The 20,378-nt window shown below is 70.2% G+C and carries 7 protein-coding genes (1 of these 7 cut by a window edge); 3 read left to right on the forward strand and 4 right to left on the reverse strand.

All coding sequences use genetic code 11. The features are described 5' to 3' along the window. Both BM417_RS48980 and BM417_RS46590 read right to left on the reverse strand, forming a co-directional pair. Positions 1-3,927, reverse strand: the beginning of a protein-coding gene (locus BM417_RS48980; RefSeq protein ID WP_245821662.1) for a type I polyketide synthase. Its footprint begins 23,313 nt before the window's first position; the window shows 3,927 of its 27,240 coding nt (coding positions 1-3,927); the start codon lies at positions 3,925-3,927; the stop codon falls past the left edge of the window. A gap of 36 nt (positions 3,928-3,963) precedes the next feature. Next, complete coding sequence (locus tag BM417_RS46590; protein ID WP_143138485.1) at positions 3,964-11,775, reverse strand: type I polyketide synthase; 7,812 nt, start codon at positions 11,773-11,775, stop codon at positions 3,964-3,966. Positions 11,776-12,051: 276 nt separating this feature from the next. On the opposite strand from BM417_RS46590, the gene BM417_RS03625 reads away from it, so the two are divergent. From BM417_RS03625 to mhpA, 3 genes are read left to right on the forward strand one after another with little or no spacing between them, the layout of a single operon-like run. After that, positions 12,052-13,074: an FkbO/Hyg5 family chorismatase gene (locus tag BM417_RS03625; protein ID WP_093588251.1), complete on the forward strand. Its 1,023-nt coding sequence runs from the start codon at positions 12,052-12,054 to the stop codon at positions 13,072-13,074. Positions 13,075-13,109: 35 nt separating this feature from the next. Beyond that, positions 13,110-14,318 carry a 3-deoxy-7-phosphoheptulonate synthase gene (locus BM417_RS03630; protein WP_093588252.1) on the forward strand — a complete coding sequence of 403 codons (1,209 nt, stop codon included), beginning with the start codon at positions 13,110-13,112 and terminating at the stop codon, positions 14,316-14,318. Between the two features lie 25 nt (positions 14,319-14,343). Beyond that, positions 14,344-15,918 (forward strand): bifunctional 3-(3-hydroxy-phenyl)propionate/3-hydroxycinnamic acid hydroxylase MhpA, encoded by a 1,575-nt coding sequence (gene mhpA / locus BM417_RS03635; RefSeq protein ID WP_093588253.1) that lies wholly within the window; start codon positions 14,344-14,346, stop codon positions 15,916-15,918. 55 nt (positions 15,919-15,973) lie between these two features. Here mhpA and BM417_RS03640 read toward each other — a convergent pair whose 3' ends face one another. Together BM417_RS03640 and BM417_RS03645 are read right to left on the reverse strand one after the other, a co-directional pair. After that, complete coding sequence (locus BM417_RS03640; protein WP_093588254.1) at positions 15,974-17,272, reverse strand: HNH endonuclease signature motif containing protein; 1,299 nt, start codon at positions 17,270-17,272, stop codon at positions 15,974-15,976. 86 nt (positions 17,273-17,358) lie between these two features. Then, entirely contained in the window at positions 17,359-20,109 is a 2,751-nt protein-coding gene (locus BM417_RS03645; RefSeq protein ID WP_177320258.1) for a helix-turn-helix transcriptional regulator, read from the reverse strand. Positions 20,110-20,378: the final 269 nt, after the last annotated feature.

Genomic DNA, 20,378 nt, shown 5'->3' on the forward strand with positions numbered 1-20,378 from the left:
GACGTCACACGCCTCGACGGTGACCTGCGCTCCCAGCGCTTCCAGTTCCGTGACGTCAGCCTCGCCGCGCCGGGAGACGAGCAGCAGCTCGCGGACGCCGTGCGTGGCGACGAGGTGGCGTGCGATCACCAGGCCGAGTCCACCGGTGCCGCCGGTGATGAGAACCTTGCCCTGCCAGGCGAACTCTCCGGCCGGAGTCAGGCGGGCCAAGCGCGGCACGAACACCTCGTTGCCGCGCAACCGGAGCTGCGGCTCGTCCAGCGCGAAGACCTCCGCCGGAACGTCGCCGTCCGCCTCCACCAGCACGAAACGGCCGGGGTGTTCGGTCTGCGCCGACCGCACCAGGCCCCACACGGCCGCCGCGCCCAGGTCGCCGGGGCGGGTGACGAACGCCAGGCGGTCCTGTCGTTCGTCGGCGATCCACTGCTGCAGGCGCGCGAGCACCCGCGACGTCAGGGCGTGCGCGGACTCGATCGGAGAGCCTTCGGAGACGACGTGCTCAACCTCGGCCGCGGCGGTCTCGGCAGGGAGCGCGACGGGGGTCCAGTCGACGTGGAACAGCGCCTCGCGCGCGATTCCGGAGTCGTCGGCGGGGATCGGGCGGGTGACGAGGGAGTCGATCGAGACGACCGGGGTGCCGTGGGGGTCCGTCGCGGCGATCGCGAACGACTCGCCCTGGGGCCGGATCCGCACGCGTAGCGCGGACGCACCGGTCGCGTGCAGCGAGACGCCTTGCCACGCGAAGGGCATGCCTCCCTCGGACGTGCTGAGGTCGGCAGCGTGCAGGGCCGCGTCCAGCAGGGCGGGGTGCAGGCCGTAGCGGTCGGTCTCGTCCGCGATGGTGACCTCGGCGTAGACGTCGTCACCGACTCGCCAGGCCGCTTGCAGGCCTTGGAACGCCGGTCCGTACGCGAAGCCGTTGTCCGTGAAACGCTCGTAGAACCCTTCCAGGGAAACGGGTTCCGCTCCCTGCGGCGGCCACACCGAGGTGTCGAGAGCGGTCGCGGTGCCCGAGGTCAGGTAGCCGGTGCAGTGTTCGAGCCACGGCGTGTCCGGGTCGAGCCGTGAGTACACGGCGATGGAACGGCGTCCTGTCGTGTCCTGGGCGCCGACCGCGACCTGGAGCTGCACCGGGTCGGTGAGCACGAGCGGCGCGGAGAGGGTGAGTTCGTCCAGGCGGTCGAGGCCGAGCTCGTCGGCGGCGCGCAACGCGAGTTCGACGAAAGCGGTGCCGGGGAACAGGATTCGGCCGCCGACGACGTGGTCCGCGAGCCACGGCTGGGTGGTGGCCGAGAGCCTGCTGGTGAACACGACTCCCTGGCCGTCGGCCAGTTCCACCGCCGCGCCGAGCAGCGGGTGGGAGACGGAGGTGAGGCCGAGTCCGGAGGCGTCGGCGTTCTTCGCGGTCGACGGCCAGAAACGCTGGCGCTGGAACGCGTACGTCGGCAGGTCGGTCCTGGTGGCGCCTTCGTAGAACGGCGTCCAGTCGACGTCGGTGCCCGCGACGTGGAGGCGGGCGAGCGCGGTGATCAGGGTCTGGGCTTCGGGGCGGCCCTTGCGCAGCGAGGGGATGCCGTCGACCAGCGCGGACAGCACGCCGTCCGGGCCGATCTCCAGGAACCTCTTGTCGCCCAGGGCTTGCACGGTGTCGTGGAAGCGGACCGCGGCGCGGACGTGGCGGACCCAGTAGTCGGCGTTCGCGACGTCGCCCAGCCCCGGGATGGTGGGGGCGTGGAAGGTCAGGTGCGCGATGGCGGCGCGGAAGTCGTCGAGCATCGGGTCCATCAGCGGCGAGTGGAACGCATGGCTGACCTGGAGCTGCTTCGACTTGCGATCCTCGAACCTGGCCACGACCGCGCGGGCTTCGTCTTCCACACCGGCGACGACGAGCGAGTCCGGGCCGTTGATCGCGGCGATCGACACGCCCGTGGTGAGGTGCGGGGTCACCTCGGCTTCGGTGGCCTGGAGCGCGATCATCACGCCGCCTTGCGGCAGGGCCTGCATGAGCCGGGCCCGGGCCTTGATGAGGGTGCAGGCGTCTTCGAGGCTGAGCACGCCCGCGACGTGTGCGGCGGCGATCTCGCCGATCGAGTGGCCGGCGACGTGGTCGGCCCGGACCCCGAACCCCTCCAGCAGGCGGTAGAGCGCGACCTCCAGCGCGAAGATCGCGGGTTGCGCGGTGCCGGTCTGGTTCAGCGCTTCGGCGTCGTCGCCCCACATCGCGCTCAGGTCGAGGTGCTGGGCGACCTCGTCGAACGCGCTGCGGAACACCGGGAACGCCTCGTACAGCTCTCGACCCATGCCGAGGCGCTGCGAGCCCTGCCCGGTGAACAGCATCGCCAACTGCTTCTCGCCGGCGACGCCGCGCGCGATCTCGGTGCCGTCGAGCAGGACCGCGCGGTGCTCGAACAGCGTGCGCGCCGACAGGGCGCGGCCGACGTCCTTCGCGTCTGCGGTGACGTCGCGCAGCCGGGCGACCTGAGCGGTGAGCGCCGCCTCGGACTTGGCCGAGACGAGCCAGGGGCTTTCGGCCCCCATCTCCATCGTCTCAGGCAGATCTGACAGTTCCGGGGCGGGCGGCGCTTCCAGGATCAGGTGCGAGTTCGTGCCCGAGACGCCGAACGACGAGATGCCGATGCGGCGCGGCCGGTCGACGGACGGCCACGGGGTGGCCGAGGTGAGCAGCGAGACCGAGCCCGCCGTCCAGTCGACGTGGGAGGAGGGCTCGGTGACGTGCAGGGTGCGCGGCAGGAGGCCGTGTCGCATCGCCTGCACGACTTTGATCACCGAGGCGACGCCCGCCGCCGCCTGCGTGTGACCGATGTTGGACTTGATGGAGCCGATGTAGAGCGGGACGGCGCGGTCCTGCCCGTAGGTGGCGATCAGGGCGGCCGCCTCGATCGGGTCACCCAGGGTGGTGCCGGTGCCGTGCGCCTCCACGGCGTCGACGTCGGCCGGCGCCAGACCGGCGGAGGCCAGCGCGGCGCGGATCACGCGTTGCTGCGACGGGCCGTTCGGCGCGGTCAGGCCGTTGGACGCGCCGTCCTGGTTGACGGCCGAACCGCGCAGCAGACCCAGCACCTGGTGGCCGGCGGCGACGGCGTCCGACAGCCGTTCCAGCACCAGCATGCCGGCGCCCTCGGCCCAGCCGACGCCGTCGGCCGAGTCGGAGAAGGCCTTGCAGCGGCCGTCGGAGGCGAGGCCGCGCTGCAGGGTGAACTCGATGAACGAGCTCGGCGTGGCCATGATCGTCACGCCGCCGGCCAGCGCCAGCGAGCACTCACCGCCGCGCAGGGCCTGCATGGCGAGGTGCATGGCGACGGAAGACGAGGAGCAGGCGGTGTCGACGGAGACCGCGGGACCCTCGAAGCCGAACGTGTAGGAGAGACGGCCCGACAGCACGGACGCGATGAGGCCGGTGGAGGCGTGCCCGTCGCCGTCCACCGACACCAGGTCCGCGTAGTCCTGGCCGTTCGTGCCCACGAAGACGCCGGTCTGCGAGCCGCGCAGCTCCGCGGGATCCAGGCCCGCGCGTTCCAGGGCCTCCCACGTCAGCTCCAGCATCATGCGCTGCTGCGGGTCCATGCCCAGGGCCTCGCGCGGCGAGATGCCGAAGAAGTCCGCGTCGAACGAGGCCAGGTCGGTCAGGAAGCCTCCTTCCTGCGCCAGCGACTGGTCACGCAGCGAGGACAGGTCCCAGCCGCGATCCGCCGGGAACGGGGAGACCAGGTCCCGTTCGGAGACGACGGCCTCCCACAGCTGCTCGGGTGTGGTCACCCCGCCGGGGAAGCGGCACGACATGCCCACGATCGCGATGGGCTCGCTGTGCTTCTGCTCCAGTTCGAGGACGCGTTCGCGAGACCGGCGCAACTCGACCGTGACTCGCCTCAGGTAGTCGGCAACCTTGTCCTGCTGCTCTTCCTGCACTGGTCCGTCCTCATTTCGTGCGGGCAAACACTGCTTCTACGAGAGGTCGAGCAACTCGTCGTCGATGATGTTCAGGAGGTCCTCGACGGAGACGTTGCGGATGTCGTCGTCCGAAGTGGACACCGGCTTCTTCAGGCGCCCGAGCAGCTTCTCGAGGCGCTCGCGGATCGCGTCGTGGTCGGCGGACGACGACGCCACCGCGGCTTCGAGCCTGGTGAGCTCGGCCAGCGCGGAGCCGTCCGTCGCGGTGGACAGACCGGTCAGCAGGTGCTCGGCGACCAGGCGTGGCGTCGGGTAGTCGAACACCAGCGCCGACGGCACGGGCAGGCCCGTCGCGGACTTCAGGCGGTCGCGCATCTCCACGGCGGTCAGCGAGTCGAAACCCTGGTCGCGGAACGCCTTCTCGGCGTGGATCGACTCGACACCGGAGTAACCGAGCACCGCGGCGGCCTCGGAGCGCACCAGGTCCAGCAGCACCCGCGAGCGATCGTCCTTCGACAGGCCCGCGAGCTTCTCCCGCAACGCCACCTCGGTGCCGGCCACGTCGGCATCGGGCACCAGGGCCGCGACGACCTCGGGAATCGACGAGAACAGCGGCGACGGGCGCGACGCGGTGAAGCCCGGCGCGAACCGGGCCCAGTCGGTGTTCGTGACGGTCAGCACGGTCTCGCCGTCCGACACCGCCTGCACCAGCGCGGTCAGCGCCAGCTCGGGATCCATCGGCAGCACGCCGTGGCGGCGCAGCTGGTCGTAGGCGTGCGGGTCGGTGGCCATGCCGGCCTCGGCCCACGCGCCCCACTGCACGGACGTCGCCACCAGGCCCTGGCCGCGCCGGAACTGCGCGAGACCGTCCAGGTAGGCGTTCGCGGTCGAGTAGGCGGGCTGGCCACCGCTGCCCCACGCCGCCGCACCGGACGAGAACAGCACGAACGCGTCGAGGCTCCCGGTCAGCTCGTGCAGGTTCCGCGCCGCCACCATCTTGGCGCGCAACAGATCCCTGAGCTGGTCGGCGGACAACTCCAGCAGAGGTGCGTCGCCACTGTCGATTCCGGCGCAGTGCACAACGGCCGTCAGCTCGGGCAGGCCTTCCAGCAACTCCGCGAGGGCGGCACGATCGGCGACGTCGCAGGCCTCGACGGAGACCTCGGCGCCGAAGCCTTCGAGCTGCGCCACCAGGTGCTCGATCCCCGGAGTGAGCGAACCACGACGGGAGGTCAGCACGATGTGCGAAGCACCCCGCGCGGCAACGGAACGAGCCACGAACCCACCCAGCGCGCCGGTGCCGCCGGTGATCAGGACCGTGCCGGACGGCTCCCAGTCGTCGCCGTGCTCACCGCGCGGCGCGGGCACCAGGCGACGTGCGAACACACCGTTGCCGCGCACCGCGATCTGGTCCTCGCCCAGCGAGTTCCGCAACGCGGCCTGCAGCCCCTGTGCGATCTGGTTGTCCACGCCGCCCGGCAGGTCGATCAAGCCACCCCACCGGCGCGGCATCTCCAGAGCGGCGACCCGGCCCATGCCCCACAACGCGGCCTGCACCGGTGACGTCACGATGTCCCCGTGACCGGTCGACACGGCACCGCGTGTCACCGTCCACAACGGAGCCTCGACGCCTTCAAGGGCCTTCAGCAGCTCCAACGTTCCGGACAGCGGATAAGGCACGTCACCCGTATCGTCCGCGACGCCGAGCAACGACACGACGCCCGTGAACTCCCGGCCGGCCAGCCCCGAGACCTTGTCCAGCGGCACGGCGACGCCGCCGAGGATCTCCACGACGTCCCGCGTCCAGCTGTCCTGTTCCCCCGGCGGTACGACGACCAGCCACGACCCGGAGAAGGCGTCGGACAGCGAGAGCCGGTTCCACGACTCCCTGAACCGCCAGGAATCCACAATGGACTGCGAGCGCTGCCGTGTTCGCCACGACGCCAAGGCCGGTACCACCGCCGCCGCGACCTCGGGATCCAGCTCCAGCACGGACGCCAGCTCGTCGTTCTCGACGAGCTGCCAGAACGCCGCGTCCAGCGGATCGGCCTTGCCGACCGCGACCTCGGGCTCCGGCCAGAAACGAGAACGCTGGAACGCGTAGGTCGGCAGGTCGACGCGCACCGCGCCGGTGCCGTCGAACAGCACGGTCCAGTCGACCGGCACACCCACGACGTGCATGCGTGCCAACGCCGACACCGCCGACGCATCCTCCGGCCGTTCGCGGCGCAGCATCGGCACGACAACGGTGTCCAGCGGCACCGCGCCCGTCTCGGTCATCTCCGCCACCAGCGCCGACAGCACGCCGTCAGGTCCGAGTTCCAGGAACGCCGACACGCCCTGACGTCCCAGCGCCCGCACGCCATCGGCGAAACGGACAGCCTCGCGCACGTGCCGCACCCAGTACTCCGGTGAGGTCAGCTGTTCGCGCACGGCGAGCTGCCCGGTCACGTTCGACACGACCGGGATCTGCGGCTCGGAGAACGACAGTCCCTCGACGACCGCGCGGAAGTCGTCCAGCATCGGGTTCATCAAGGGCGAGTGAAACGCATGGCTGACCGGGAGACGCTTAGTCTTGCGATCGGCGAACCTGGCCACGACCGCCTCAACACCGTCCTCGGTGCCCGCGATGACGACGGAACGAGGCCCGTTCACCGCCGCGACAGACACCTCGGAACCCAGCAGCGGCAGCAGTTCCTCTTCCGTGGCCTGCACCGCGACCATCGCACCACCCGACGGCAGCGCCTGCATCAGCCGCGACCGCGCGTCGACCAGCCGGCACGCGTCCTCCAGGGAGAGCACTCCGGAGACGTGCGCGGCGACGATCTCGCCGATGGAGTGCCCGCCCACGAAGTCCGGCCGCACACCGAACGACTGGGCGAACCGGAACAGCGCCACCTCGATCGCGAACAACGCCGGCTGCGTGTACCGGGTCTCGTTCAGCGCGTCGAAGTCGTGGCCCCACATGACATCGCGCAGCGTGCTGTCCAGGTGCTCCAGCACCGCGTCGAACGCCGCGGCGAACACGGGGAACCGCTCGTACAGCTCGCGTCCCATGCCGAGCCGCTGCGACCCCTGCCCGGAGAACAGCACCGCGAGCGGACGCTCCGAGGCCACGCCGCGCGCGATCTCCGTGCCGTCCACGACCACAGCGCGGTGTTCCAGCTGTGTCCGCGTCGACACCAGCGACGCCGCGACGTCCAGAACGGGAGCCTGCACCGCCCGGAACCGCTCCAGCTGCGCGTCCAACGCGACGGAGTTCTTGGCCGACACCACCCACGGCACCACCGAGAGCACCGACGACGGCTCCTCCGGTGTCACCTCGACCTCGGGCGCCTCCTCCAGGATCACGTGCGCGTTCGTGCCGGAGACACCGAAACCCGACACGGCGGCGCGGCGTTCCCGCGACACCGACGGCCACGGCTGTTCCGAGGTCAGCAGCTCGACACGGCCACTCCCCCACTCCACGTGGGTCGACGGCGAGGTCACGTGCAGGGTGCGCGGCAACGTGCCGTGCCGCAACGCCATCACCATCTTGATCACGCCCGCGACACCCGCCGCGGCCTGAGTGTGGCCGATGTTGGACTTGACCGATCCCAGCCACAGCGGCCCGGAGGAATGGGGCCCAGTCCGGTCCTGGCCGTAGGTCGCCAGCAATGCCTGCGCCTCGATCGGGTCACCCAGGGTCGTGCCGGTGCCGTGCGCCTCCACCGCGTCCACGTCCGAAGTGGACAAACCGGCGGACGCAAGCGCTTGCCGGATCACGCGCTGCTGCGACGGGCCGTTGGGCGCGGTCAATCCGTTCGACGCGCCGTCCTGGTTGATCGCCGAGCCGCGCAGCACCGCGAGAACCGTGTGACCGTGGCGGCGAGCGTCGGACAACCGCTCCAGCACGACCAGACCGGCGCCCTCGGACCAGCCCGTGCCGTCGGCGGAGTCGGAGAACGCCTTGCACCGGCCGTCCGCCGACAGTCCGCCCTGCCGGGAGAACTCCACGAACGTCTGCGGCGTCGACATGATCGTCACGCCGCCGGCCAGCGCGATCGACGACTCGCCCGACCGCAGCGACTGCGCGGCCCAGTGCAGGGCGACCAGGGACGAGGAGCACGCGGTGTCGACGGTGACGGCCGGCCCTTGCAGCCCCAGGGTGTAGGCGACGCGGCCGGACACGACGCTGCCCGCGGTACCGGTCGTCCAGTACCCCTCGGTCCCGGCGGGCGCGTCCAGCAGCCCGGCGCCGTAGTCGTGGTACATCACGCCCGCGAACACGCCACCGTTGGTGCCGCGCAACGTCGAGGGGTCGATGCCCGCGCGTTCCAGGGCCTCCCACGAGACTTCGAGCAGCACCCGCTGCTGCGGGTCCATCGCCAGCGCCTCGCGTGGCGAGATCCCGAAGAACTCGGCGTCGAAGTCGGCGGCGTCGTGCAGGAACCCGCCGCTGCGCGTGTGCGAGGCGCCGTCGAACAGCTTCTCCAGGTCCCAGTTGCGGTCTGCGGGGAACGGCGACACGACGTCGCCGCCCGCCATCACCAGCCGCCACAGGTCCTCCGGCGACGACACCCCACCGGGATAGCGGCAGGCCATGCCGACGATCGCGATCGGCTCGTCCGGCGCCGACCGCACCATCTCCAGCGGCACGACGGAAGCCCGTTCGCCCAGCAGCTCGGCCCGCAGATGCCGGGCCAGCACGACCGGGGTCGGGTAGTCGAACGCGACCGGCGCGGACAGGTGCAGTCCGGTCGCGGCGGTCAGTCTGTTGCGCAGGTCGACCGCCGTCACCGAGGTCAGGCCGAGCTCGCGGAACGTCTTCTTCGACTCGGCACGCTCGGCGCCGGTCAGTCCGAGCACGCCCGCGACCTCGGTGCGCACCAGGTTGAGCAGGAAGATGTCCTGCTCCTCCGGTGACATCGCGACCAGGCGCTGGCGTAAGGCGGAGAGGTCACGCTCGTCCGGGGTGGCGAGCCGCGCGGAGACGTCGATCAGGCCGCGCAGCAACGCCGGCACCTCGGTCGACGACGTCTGCTCCCGCAGCGCCGCGCTGTTGATCCGCATGATGACGGCCTGCGCGAGCCCGGCCGAGGTCGCGACGTCGAACATCGCGCTGAACTCGTGCGCCGACAGCTCGCCCACCCGCGACGCCGTGGTCGGCGCGTCCGTCGACCCGACCGCGAGGAACGTCGCGGCAAGCTCGCGCTTGCGGCGGTAGCGGGCCAGCGCGTCGAGGAACGAGTTCGCCGCCGCCTGCTCGCCGGAGCCGACCAGGCCCAGCGCGCCGGCGACCGTGCAGAGCATGACGAACGCGGTGACGTCGCCGCTCTTAGTGAGCTGGTGCAGGTTCACCGCACCGTCCACAACGGACCGGAACACGTCGGAGCGCGGCACGTTCGCCATCGGCTTCGCGGGATGCTCTCCCTCGCCGTGGATGACCGCGGTGATCGGCCGCTTGAGCTTGCCCAGCACCTCGGCCAGTGCCGCGCGGTCCGCCACCTCGCAGGCCGCGACCGCGACCTTCGCGCCCAGCCCGGACAGTTCCGACTCCAACCGCGCCGTCGCCTCGTCGGCGCGGCCACGCGGGCTGATCAGCAGCAGGTGGCGCGCACCGTACGCGGCGACGAGATGCCGGGTCAGCGCGGAGCCCATGGTGCCGTCCGCGCCGGTGACGACCACGGTGCGCCTGGGATCGATGCGCAGCACCTCGTCGCTGTCGACCGACGCCGAAACGCGCTTCAGCCGCGGCATCAACGCGATGCCCGACCGGATCGCGAGCTGCGGTTCATCGGCGGCGACCGCGCGCGGCAGCACACTGGTGGACGGCGGCAGGTCGTCGATGTCGATCAGCGTGAACCGGTTCGGGAACTCGACCTGCAACGACCGCAACAGTCCCCACACCGGCGCGTGCACGAGGTCGCGCACGTCCTCGACACCGGCCGCGACCGCGCCGCGCGTCAGCACGACCAGGCGGGAGTGCGCGAACCAGTCGTCGTTCACCCACGTCCGCAGCACACCGCCGACCTTGCGCAACGCCTCCTGCGCCGCCGTCGTGAGCCTGCCGCCGGTGTCCATGTCGTCGGGACAGCACAGCACCGCGACGTCCGGTGCGGGCTCTCCGTCCACAACGGACACGTGCAGCGAGGCCGCGTCGGGATGCGTGGCGACGTGCACACCGGCCGAGGCCAGCGACGCGGTCAGCCCGAACATGTCGGGGCCGACGACCGCCCAGCGCCTGGCCAGTTCGAGCGAACTGGTGCGCACGGACGGCATCGGCGCCCAGTCCATGCGCAGCAACGACTCGTGCTGCCCGCCACTCGCGGCCCGCAACCGGGCCGGGCGGTCGAGCAGCACGTGCCGCGTGATCTTGCCCGAGGTCGTGCGCGGGATGTGGTCGATCTCGTACAGCTCGTCCGGCACCTTGAAGTTCGACAGCTGCTCGCGGCAGGCGTCGTACAGTCGCACGGGGTCGAGGCCCTGTTTGCCGGGCACGACGAACGCGATCGGCACCTCGCCGAGGATGTCGTGCGGCTTGCCGACCACGGCGGCGTCGGCGACACCGGGGACCTTGAGCAGCACCTCCTCCACCTCGCCGGGGTGGATGTTCTCGCCGCCGCGGATGATGAGCTCCTTGACGCGACCGGTGATCGTCACGTAGCCGTAAAGGTCGCGCTTGGCCAGGTCGCCGGTGCGGTACCAGCCGTTCGGCATCGCCTGCGCCGTCGCCTCCGGCTGGTTGTGGTAGCCCGCCATGAGGCTCGGGCCGCGCACCCACACCTCGCCCTCGGCCTCCACGTCGACGTCGACGTCGACACCGGTGTCCGGGTCGACGAGCCGCACCGCGAGACCCGGCACCGGCAGGCCGACCGAACCCGGAACCCTGGTGCCCTGCGGCCAGTTCACCGCGATCAGGCCACACGTCTCGGTGCTGCCGTAGCCGTCGAGCAGCGCGACGCCGAACAGGGCCTCGAACTCGACGCGCAACGCAGGCGGGCACGCGGCACCCGCGGTCAGGCAGCGTTTCAAGGTGCCGGACGAGACCTCGCGCGTGCGCGCGACTTCCAGAAGATGGTGGTACATGGCGGGAACACCGCACATGAACGTGTAGTCGTCGCCTTCCAGCGCGGTCAGCACCTCGTCCGCGGCGAACCCGTCGAGGACGCGGGCCGAGGCACCGACCGCCGTGACGCCGACGACGCACAGCACGTGGGCGAGAGAGTGGTGCAGCGGCAACGGCCACAGCACCTTGTCCTCGTGGTTCAGGCCGATGACCGGGGCGTAGCAGGCGGCGACCGACCACAGGCAGCTGCGCTGGGTCGACAGCACGCCCTTCGGTTTGCCGGTGGTACCGGAGGTGTAGAGCATGAACGCCACGTCGTCGAGGCCTTGGTCGTCCCGCGCGGGCACAGCCGGGTCCGTCGAGGTCAGATCCTGGTACGACACAACGGAACCGCCACGCGGGAGCGGTTCGTCGCCGCTCACGACCACCTGGAGGTAGGGACGGCCCGGCAGGAGCTTGCGGACCTGATCGAGGTGCGCGAAGTCGGTGATCACGACGCGGGCGCCGCTGTCGTCCAGCACGTAGGCGAGCTCGGCGTCGGCGGAGTGCGGGTTGAACGGCACCGCGACCGCGTTCGCGCGCGTGACGCCCAGGTAGCTCTCGATGATGTCGACGCTGTTGCCCAGGAAGATCAGCGCCCGGTCACCCGGCTGCAGCCGCAGGCCGGCGAGATGACCGCCGAGCCGCCAGGTGCGCCGCTCCAGTTCCGCGTACGTGACCGCGCGGCGCGAGTCCGCGAACGCGACCTTCTCCGGCACGTTCGCGGCGTGGTAGCGCAGCAGTTCGGACAACGGCCGGATCAGTTCGGTTCGAAACATCCCGACGTCGCTCCCTATTTACTGGCTTACTGGAGACGTGGCCTGCACCTCGAGCGATGCTAGCCTCGGCCTCATCGAGCCGGTAAGTAGGAAATCCCCTAGCACCCCCCTAGGACCCCCCTATCATCCGGCCGAAAGTGCTTTCTCCTGGCGCAGGAGTTTTGCGGAGCCCGCCCGGTGGCTAATCTTTGATCACCGGCCCGGAAGAGCAGCCGGAAACAATAAATCGGCTCCACTCCGCAAAATGATTTACCTACTCCTCGGAGGGGCATTCCAATGACTCAGGCGCAGCAGACGGTGAACCTTCCCAGCTCGGTGTTCACCGGCCTCACCGAAGTCAGCGACGTCGCGGCGACCGGAAACGTTCTCGGAGTCATCAACTACACGACCGAGTGCACGGACCCGCGTGTCGAGAATGGCCTCCTCACGCTCGACCTGCACATGGCGAGCGACCTCGGCGAGGCATTCGCGGAGGTGTGGACGACCACCGGCGCCGTCGAGACCGGCGAGCACCACGGCGTCGTTTACGCCCACGACGGCGAGTACCTCCTCGTCGCCGGGCGGATCGCCCCGACGGGCCGCTACACCGAGGACACCCGCGCCGCCTACGTCGCCGCCCTCGACCTGATGGACGGGCTCGGCTACAAGAACTGCTTCCGCATGTGGAACTTCCTCAACGACATCAACGGCGACAACGCCGAGGGCCTGGAGATCTACCGGGACTTCTGCAAGGGCCGCGCCGAGGCGTTCGAACTCTTCCACTTCGGCGACAAGGAGGTCCCGAGCGCGACCGGAATCGGGTCGCAGGGCGGCGGGATCGCGTTCTACTTCCTCGCCTCCCGCTCCGCCGCGCTGACGTCGGTGGAGAACTCCAAGCAGATGGCCGCCTACCACTACCCGCGCCAGTACGGCCCGCGCCCGCCCAAGTTCGCGCGGGCCACCTACCTCGCCGGCACGCACACCGACCGCAGGTCAGGACAGATCTACGTGGCCGGCACCGCCAGCATCCGCGGCCACGAGACCCTGCACGACGGCGACATCGTGGCGCAGGTGAAGTTGTCACTCGACAACATCGAGCACCTCATTTCCGACGAGAACCTGGCGGACTACGAGATCACGCAGGGCAATTCCTTGCTGAACCTCGACAACATCAAGGTGTACGTCCGTCACCGTTCCGACATCCCGGCGGTCCGCAGGATGTGCGAGGAGCGTTTCTCCCCGAACGCCCGGATCCAGTACCTGAACGTCGACGTCTGCCGCGCCGATCTCCTCGTGGAGATCGAGGGCGTCATCGCCTGACTCGTCCAGCCGAACCAGATACAGGAGCGAGAACAATGCCTCAGACGGTGAAGCTGACCGAGTTCACGCAGACGCAGACGGCGGCCCCGTGGATGACGTTGCCGGCGACCCAGCAGCCGCACTGGCACCACCACCCCGACTACGACCTGATCGAAGCCGAACTGTCCGGCGCGCTCCCCCTGGTCGCGCATTCCGAAATTCGCGAGGCGAAACGTGCCCTGGGTCTCGCCGCCCTCGGCGAGGCACGCGTCCTGCAGCTCGGCGACTGCGCGGAATCGTTTTCGGACGTCGACCCGGTGACAACTTCCGGAAAGGTGCGCAACATCGGGCGCATCGCGTCCCGCCTGGCGGAACGGACCGGGCAGCAGGTGGCTCGTTTCGGACGCATGGCCGGGCAGTACGCGAAGCCCCGTTCGAGCAACTTCGAAACGATCGACGGCGTCGATCTGCCGTCGTTCCGCGGCGAGCTCGTTAATTCCTTCGAGCCCGACGTTTTCGCCCGCCGCCACGACCCCGAACGAATGCTTCAGGCCTACGACGCATCGGCTTCCGTCATCCGAGAAGTGCGCGCCCATTGGTCGGGAAGTGTCGAGGAACTGTCCGGTGGTCCGTGGGTGGCCCACGAGGCATTGGTGCTGGACTACGAGAACGCGCTCATTCGCACCGACGAGCGCACCGGCGAGCAGTTCCTCACCTCGACGCACTTCCCGTGGATCGGTGAGCGCACCCGCCAGCTCGAGAACGCGCACGTCAGCATGTTCTCCGCGATCGCGAACCCGATCGGCGTGAAGGTCGGCCCGACCGCCGACCCGGAGACCGTCGTGCGGCTGTGCCAGCTGCTCGACCCGCGCCACACGCCCGGCCGTCTGACGCTCATCGTCCGCATGGGCCGCGAGGACATCCACGTCGCCCTGGCGCCGATCGTGCGTGCCGTGCAGCGCGCCGGCCACCCCGTCGTCTGGATCTCGGACCCCATGCACGGCAACACGGTCACCGCCGAATCTGGGCGAAAGACTCGACATGTCACCCATATCATCGAGGAGGCCACGGCGTTCCGGCACATCCTCGAGACCGAGGGCGCGCACGCGGCCGGCTTGCACCTGGAAGTGGCCGCGACCGACGTGACGGAGTGCGTCGGCGGGTCCGTCCCCGACGAGAACGCTCTCTCCGCGCGCTACGAGACCCTCTGCGACCCGCGGCTGAACCCCGAACAGGCGCTCGGAGTGATCGACTCGGTGTTCTGATTCCCCCAGGCAGACAGGGAAACTGATGAAGTCACACACCGCCGACGTCGCGGTAGTCGGCTGCGGCCCGGTCGGCCTCGTACTGTCGATCCTCCTCGCGCACAAGGGATGGCGGGTCGTCCTCCTGGAGAAGTACCGCGGCCAGTACCCGTTCCCGCGCGTCGTCGCGTTCGACGGGGAGACCGCGCGCTCGTTCGCCTCGGCCGGCATCGGCGCCGACCTGATGGAGCTCGGCGAACCCCTGGGGCAGTACATGTTCCAGAACGCCGAGGGCCGCGAGCTCTTCTCCTTCGAGGCGCCGTACGAGCCCGGCCGCGACGGCTGGCCGATCGCGACCGTGATGCACCAGCCGACGTTCGAACGGGCGTTGCGCGAGCACGTCCTGACCTTGCCGAACATCACGACGTTGTTCGGGCACAAGGTGGAGGCGGTCGAGGACCACGGCTCGCACGTGTCGATCACCGCGCCCGGCCCGGACCACGAGGGTGACGTCACGGCCTCCTTCGTCATCGGGTGCGACGGCGCCAACAGCTTCGTCCGCGATGTCATGGGCTCGCGGATGATCGACCTGAACTTCAAGCACGACTGGCTGCTGGTCGACGTCGTCTTCCACGAGAAGCGCGCGTTCCGGCCGAACGACGTGCAGGTGTGCGACCCGGCCCGCCCGACGACGATCGTCGCGTCCGGCCGAGGGCACCGGCGCTGGGAGTTCATGCGGCTGCCCGGCGAGTCCATCGAAGAGATGTCCACCGTGGAGCGCATGTGGGAGCTTCTGGCGCCCTATGACGTGACTCCCGCGAACGCCGACCTGACGCGCAACATCGTCTACACCTTCCAGGCGGCGATGGCGGACAAGTGGCGCAACGGCAGGATGTTGCTGGCCGGGGACTCCGCGCACCTGATGCCGCCGTTCGCCGGCCAGGGCATGTGTTCCGGCATCCGCGACTCGGTGAACCTGGCGTGGAAGCTCGACCTGGTGCTGCGGGACCTGGCCTCTGACTCGTTGCTCGACGCGTACCAGGCCGAGCGTGCGCTGCAGGTGCGGCACACGATCGAGATGTCCATCGAGGTCGGCAAGATCGTGTCGGAGCTGGACCCGGTGGCCGCCGCCCGGCGGGACGCGTTCCTCATCGCGATGCAGGCCAAGCCCGAAGGCGTGGACCTCGCGCCGTCCGCCTACGCGCTGGAGGACGGCATCGTCCGGCGCACTCCGGACATCACCCTGCCGCACGGCGAGCTGTCGCCCCAGGGCGTGGTGGCGCGGGGAACCCAGCGGGACCGGTTCGACGACGTCGTCGGACGCGGGTGGCAGCTGATCACGACGCTCGACCCGTACGAGGCGCTGGGCGAGGACGAACTGGAGTTCCTGAAGTCACTGGGAACGCACCTGGTGCGGGTGATGCCGGCCGGGATTCCGCCGAAGATCGCTCGGGCGCACGAGGTCGTGGACGTCGAGCGGCTGTACCTGCCTTGGCTGGCCGGGTACAGGAAGGTGGCTGCTCTGGTGCGGCCGGACTACTACGTGTTCGGGTTCGCGGCGGACAGGGCCGACCTGCCCGCGCTGGTGAACGACCTGAAGGCGCAGCTGCCGTTGCTGTGAGCACGGTGGAGCGCAAGGACTCCCGTGTCCGGGGAGCCCTTGCGCGAGGTACGTGCTAGACCAAGGCAGGGTGAGGGCGCGGTTGCGGCAGTACCCAGGCGGGCGTCAGCGTGCCCGTTCTGTCGGTGCGGTTCGCTGAGGGTTGGGTCCCCTCGAAGCCGTGGAGCACGTTGCGGCGGGCCGCGCGGTCCGGATCCAGCCAGCCCGGTGGGTAGAAGCGCGGCAGGCCCTGCACCATCCTGATCTCCCACTCGCTGTGGTGGATCAGGCGGTGGTGGTTGCGGCACAGCAGCACGGCGTTGTCGACGGAGGTCTCGCCTCCGTTGGACCAGAACCGGACGTGGTGGGCGTCGCAGTGTTTCGGCGGGCGCTCGCAGCCGGGGAAGGCGCAGCCCTGGTCGCGCGCCACCAGCACTCGGCGGATCGCGGCGGGGAAGGTGCGGGCCTTGCGGCCGATGTCCATCGGCTGTGAGCGTTCGCCCAGCACCAGCGGAATGATGCCGGCGTTGCAGGCGAGCTGACGGGCCTCGGCGGCCGGGATGCGCTCGCGGTTGTCGAGCATCGCCTGGCCCGCCTGGCTCACCAGGTCCTCGTAGCGCATCGTCAGAGTGAGGCTGACCGGTTCGCCGCCGTGTTCGGGCAGCTGGTCGGCGCGCAGCATCAGGTCGACGAGCTCGGCCAGGGCGTCGCCTTCGCGTTCGGAGCGGGTGCGGAGGTCTGGCCCTTCCTCGAGCGTTTCCGGCCGCGGCTTGGCCAGCGGGTCGAGCAGGGCCTCGTACTTCGCGCCGGTGATCTTGTCGAGCTTCGCCCAGATCTCCAGGCACTCACCCTTCCAGCGCATCACGTGCTGGTTCGTCGGCGGTGCGGGCTCGGTGTCGCGGGGCTCCGGATCGTCCTGGTACAGGCGGTAGGCCAGTTCCTTGCCGAAGGAGCGGACCGCGCTCGGCTCGTGGGCCTGCGCGAACTCCACCACCGGGCCTTCGGCTTCGGCGGGCAGCTTCTTCATCACCTCGGCGACGGCGGAGATGTGGTCGGTGGAGAGCGTGCCCTCCGCGACCGCGGCGGCGGTGACCGGGAGATCCGGCTCCAGCCTGCTGCCCGTCGGGGTGATCTCGTGGCTCAGGGCGTGCGCGTTCGCGAGCCACTGCCGCGCGGTCTTCAGGTCCCAGCGGACCGCGTGCCGCAGCACCTGCGGCAGGTCCTTGTAACCCAGTTCCTCGGCCGCGCCGCGACGGTCCAGCTCGGCGAGCTTCCGCAGCACGGCGTGCTCGCGGACCCGGATCTCCACGACCTCGCTGACGACGCTGCTGAGCAGCTCGTCGGTCGAGAGGAAGCAGGGGTCGGGTTCGCTCATGTGTTCGACACTACCGCAAGATCACGTTTTGATAACGGGCGAGAGCGGACACGATCGAGTGAAAGCGCGGCGTCCTCAGTGGAGGATCAGGCCGTGCTGGGCAGGTACGAGTGCAGATCCGCCGGCAAGTCCTTGCGGTACTTGACGTTCAGCTTCCGGTACACCCGCGTCAGGTGCTGCTCGATGGTCGACGGCGTGATGTAGAGCTTCGACGCGATCTCCCGGTTCGTGTAGCCCACCGCGGCCAGCGCGGCCACCCGCCGTTCCGCGTCGGTCAGCGTCGCGATCGGATCGGCCGGCTTCTCCTCGGCCGGCGCGTCTTCGCCGTCGACCTTCCCGCGCGAGGGCAGCAGCTCCTCGCACAACTCGGCGGCATCGCACACGTTCGCCACGTGCCATGCCCGCCGGGCGACGGTCCACGCGCGCCGATGTTCCCGCAGGGCCTGATGTGCCTTGGACAGGTCGGCCAGAGCACGCGCGAGCTCGTACTGGTCCCCGTACTCCTCCAGGATCACCACGGCGTCCTGCAACAGCTGCGGCCGGTTGTGCGGCTGGTTGGTGGCGGCCAGCAACCGCAACGCCACCCCACGGGTGCGCGAGGCGTCCGGGCCCAGCCGGGCGAGCTGCTCGTTGATCAGCCGCTTGGCCTCGTCCCGGTTCGCCCCGTGCAGCAGCCACGCCTCCGCGGCCGACGTCCGCCACGGCACCACCCCTGGCTGGTCCACGCCCCAGGACGTCATCAGCTCGCCGCACGACAGAAAGTCCGCGAGCGCCGCGTAGTGCCGGGAGGTCGCCAAGTAGTGATGGCCGCGTGCGTACAGGTAGTGCAACCCGTACCGCGACTGGAACATCGCCTCGGGCACCGGCTGTTCCAGGAACGAGGCGGCGTCCTCGTGCCGGCCCATCTTGGTGGCCGCGTTGATGAGGATCCCCAGCGGCATGCCCAGCGCCACGCCCCACCCACCTGCGGGCATGAGGTCGAGGGCGTTCTGGGCGTGCTCGAAGGCGGTGGTCAGGTCGCCGCGCCGCAGTGACACCTCGGCGCGCACGCAGGAGAAGAAGGCGCGCGCGACCGCGAGGTTCTTGGCCCGCGCCTCGTCCAGCAGCTTGTCGCACCACTGCGCCGCCACGTCGAGCCGGTCCGCGTAGACCAGGGCCTGCAACGCCAGCATCGCCGACTCCGGACCCCACCAGCCGCTGTCGGACGGCCGCGCGGCCTGGAGCACGTGCTCGGCGTCGGTGGCCGAAGCATCGTTGTTGCCGTACGTCAGGACGTTCGCGAGGGCGGTGACGGCCTTCAGCATCGGTCCGGAGGTCAGGCTCACCGTCCGGGTCTTCACGGTCTCCGGGGTGGACGTCGCCCGGCGGGCCAGGGTCGGGTGCGAGCAGGCGAGCCAGAGTTCCATGGCGCGCAGGCCGTTGCTCGACGTGGTGGTGCGCCGCACGCGGTCCATCGCCTCGGTGGACTCGTCGACCTGGCAGTTCCACAGCATCGGCTGCACCAGCGACGTGACGTCCCGGTCGGAGAGCTGCCCGGCCCGCATCGCCGGCACCACCGTGCCGAGCCTCCGGCCGGCCGCGGACGGGTTGACCCGCCACTCGACCCGTACCAGCTTCGCCGCGATCGCCGCGCGCCCGTGCACCTCGACGCACGCCCGATGGGCCAGCTCCAGGTAGCGCAACGCCGTGTCGATCTGCTCGTCGCGCAGGGCGTGCTCGGCGGCCTCCTCGAAGACCGGCACCATCCACGGGTTCTCGGAGTGGTCGGCCATCACCAGATAGGGGGCGACCTCGGTGGCGGGCGCGCCTTCGTCGTGCAGCAGCAACGCCGCGCCGAGGTACATCTCCTTGCGGTCCTGAGTGGACAGATCGTCCAGCACGGCGCCCCGCGCGGCCGGGTCGCGGAACCAGCCGTCGCACAGCAGCCCGGCCTCGTTCATCACGTCCAGCGCGGACGCCACGGTCTCGGTGTCGGCGCGGGCCAGGCGCCCCAACGACTCCCGCGTCGCCTGCTCCCCCGTCACGGCCAGCGCCCGCGCGACGGGCAGCACGTGGTGGTCGCTGCGATGCAGACAGCTGACCAGCGCCCGCCGGTAGCTGGGCCCGATCACCAGACCACCGTCGTCGCGCGGCTTGCAGAGCCGTTGGTCGTCGAGCAACGACCGCACCAGCAACGGGTTCCCGCCGGACAACGCCATCGCGTCCACGGCGTGCACGGAGGCCTCGAACAGCTCGCCCAACGACCCCAGCGGCGCCAGCTGGACGTCGCGGCAGTGCGGGTGGCGCAACAGCTCGGTGTGCAGCGCGGTGTGCGCGGCACGCGGTGAGGCGGTCTCGCTGAGCATCAGCAGCACCTTCGCCTGGCCGAGCCGGCGGATCAGGTACAGCAGCCAGTGCAGCGACGACGAGTCAGCGTGCTGCACGTCGTCGATGCCGATCACCAGTGGCGTCTCGGCCGTCAGATCCAGCAAGGCCAGGCACAACGCGTGCAACTGGCGGGCGGTCGGCCCGTCGGCACTGCGGGCGGCGGCGTCGAGCAGTTCGCCGACCTCGTCCGGTGCGTCCAGGGGGTGGAAGATCTGGCTCGCCACCCCGAACGGCAGGTCGCGCTCGAACGCCGAGCAGGTGGCCTTGACGAAGCCGACGCCGGAGGCCTCACCGAACGCGTGCAGCAGCTCGGTCTTCCCCGACGCCACAGGGCCTGTGAGTAACGCGACCCTTCCGGATCCTGACAGGGAGTCTGTCAACAACGTCTCCAAGGTGGCCCACTGGTCGTCCCGCTCGATCAGGCCCGCGAGCCTCGCCTTGGTCATGCTGTTGTCAGACGTCCCGGTCATGATGATGTACCTCTCGCCAGGAAAGCCGCCGTGCCGCAGCGCGGTGCGTGCTGATGAGGCACCACCACGGTCCCCCAGGAGCGCGGGCATGACGGGTCGGCACCGAGCGTCGCAGGCCAACGCATCCCCATCAAATCGATACGCGCCAGTTCTAGGTGTTCTCCTGGAGTCCCGGTGCTTTCGAACACTAGGTCTTCTTCTGGAGAAGACCGCCGCCCTGGGACAGGGCACCCCGGGGTCCGGCAGGCTCGCGGTCACCAGGCGTCAGT

Source organism: Lentzea waywayandensis (assembly GCF_900115955.1).
GTDB lineage: Bacteria > Actinomycetota > Actinomycetes > Mycobacteriales > Pseudonocardiaceae > Lentzea > Lentzea waywayandensis.

What these genes read in the sequence shown, in the direction of transcription:
- BM417_RS46590 (WP_143138485.1), bottom strand. Translation starts at nt 11,775, where the DNA reads ATGTTTCGAACCGAACTGATCCGGCCGTTGTCCGAACTGCTGCGCTAC.
- BM417_RS03625 (WP_093588251.1), top strand. Translation starts at nt 12,052, where the DNA reads ATGACTCAGGCGCAGCAGACGGTGAACCTTCCCAGCTCGGTGTTCACC.
- BM417_RS03630 (WP_093588252.1), top strand. Translation starts at nt 13,110, where the DNA reads ATGCCTCAGACGGTGAAGCTGACCGAGTTCACGCAGACGCAGACGGCG.
- mhpA (WP_093588253.1), top strand. Translation starts at nt 14,344, where the DNA reads ATGAAGTCACACACCGCCGACGTCGCGGTAGTCGGCTGCGGCCCGGTC.
- BM417_RS03640 (WP_093588254.1), bottom strand. Translation starts at nt 17,272, where the DNA reads ATGAGCGAACCCGACCCCTGCTTCCTCTCGACCGACGAGCTGCTCAGC.
- BM417_RS03645 (WP_177320258.1), bottom strand. Translation starts at nt 20,109, where the DNA reads ATGACCGGGACGTCTGACAACAGCATGACCAAGGCGAGGCTCGCGGGC.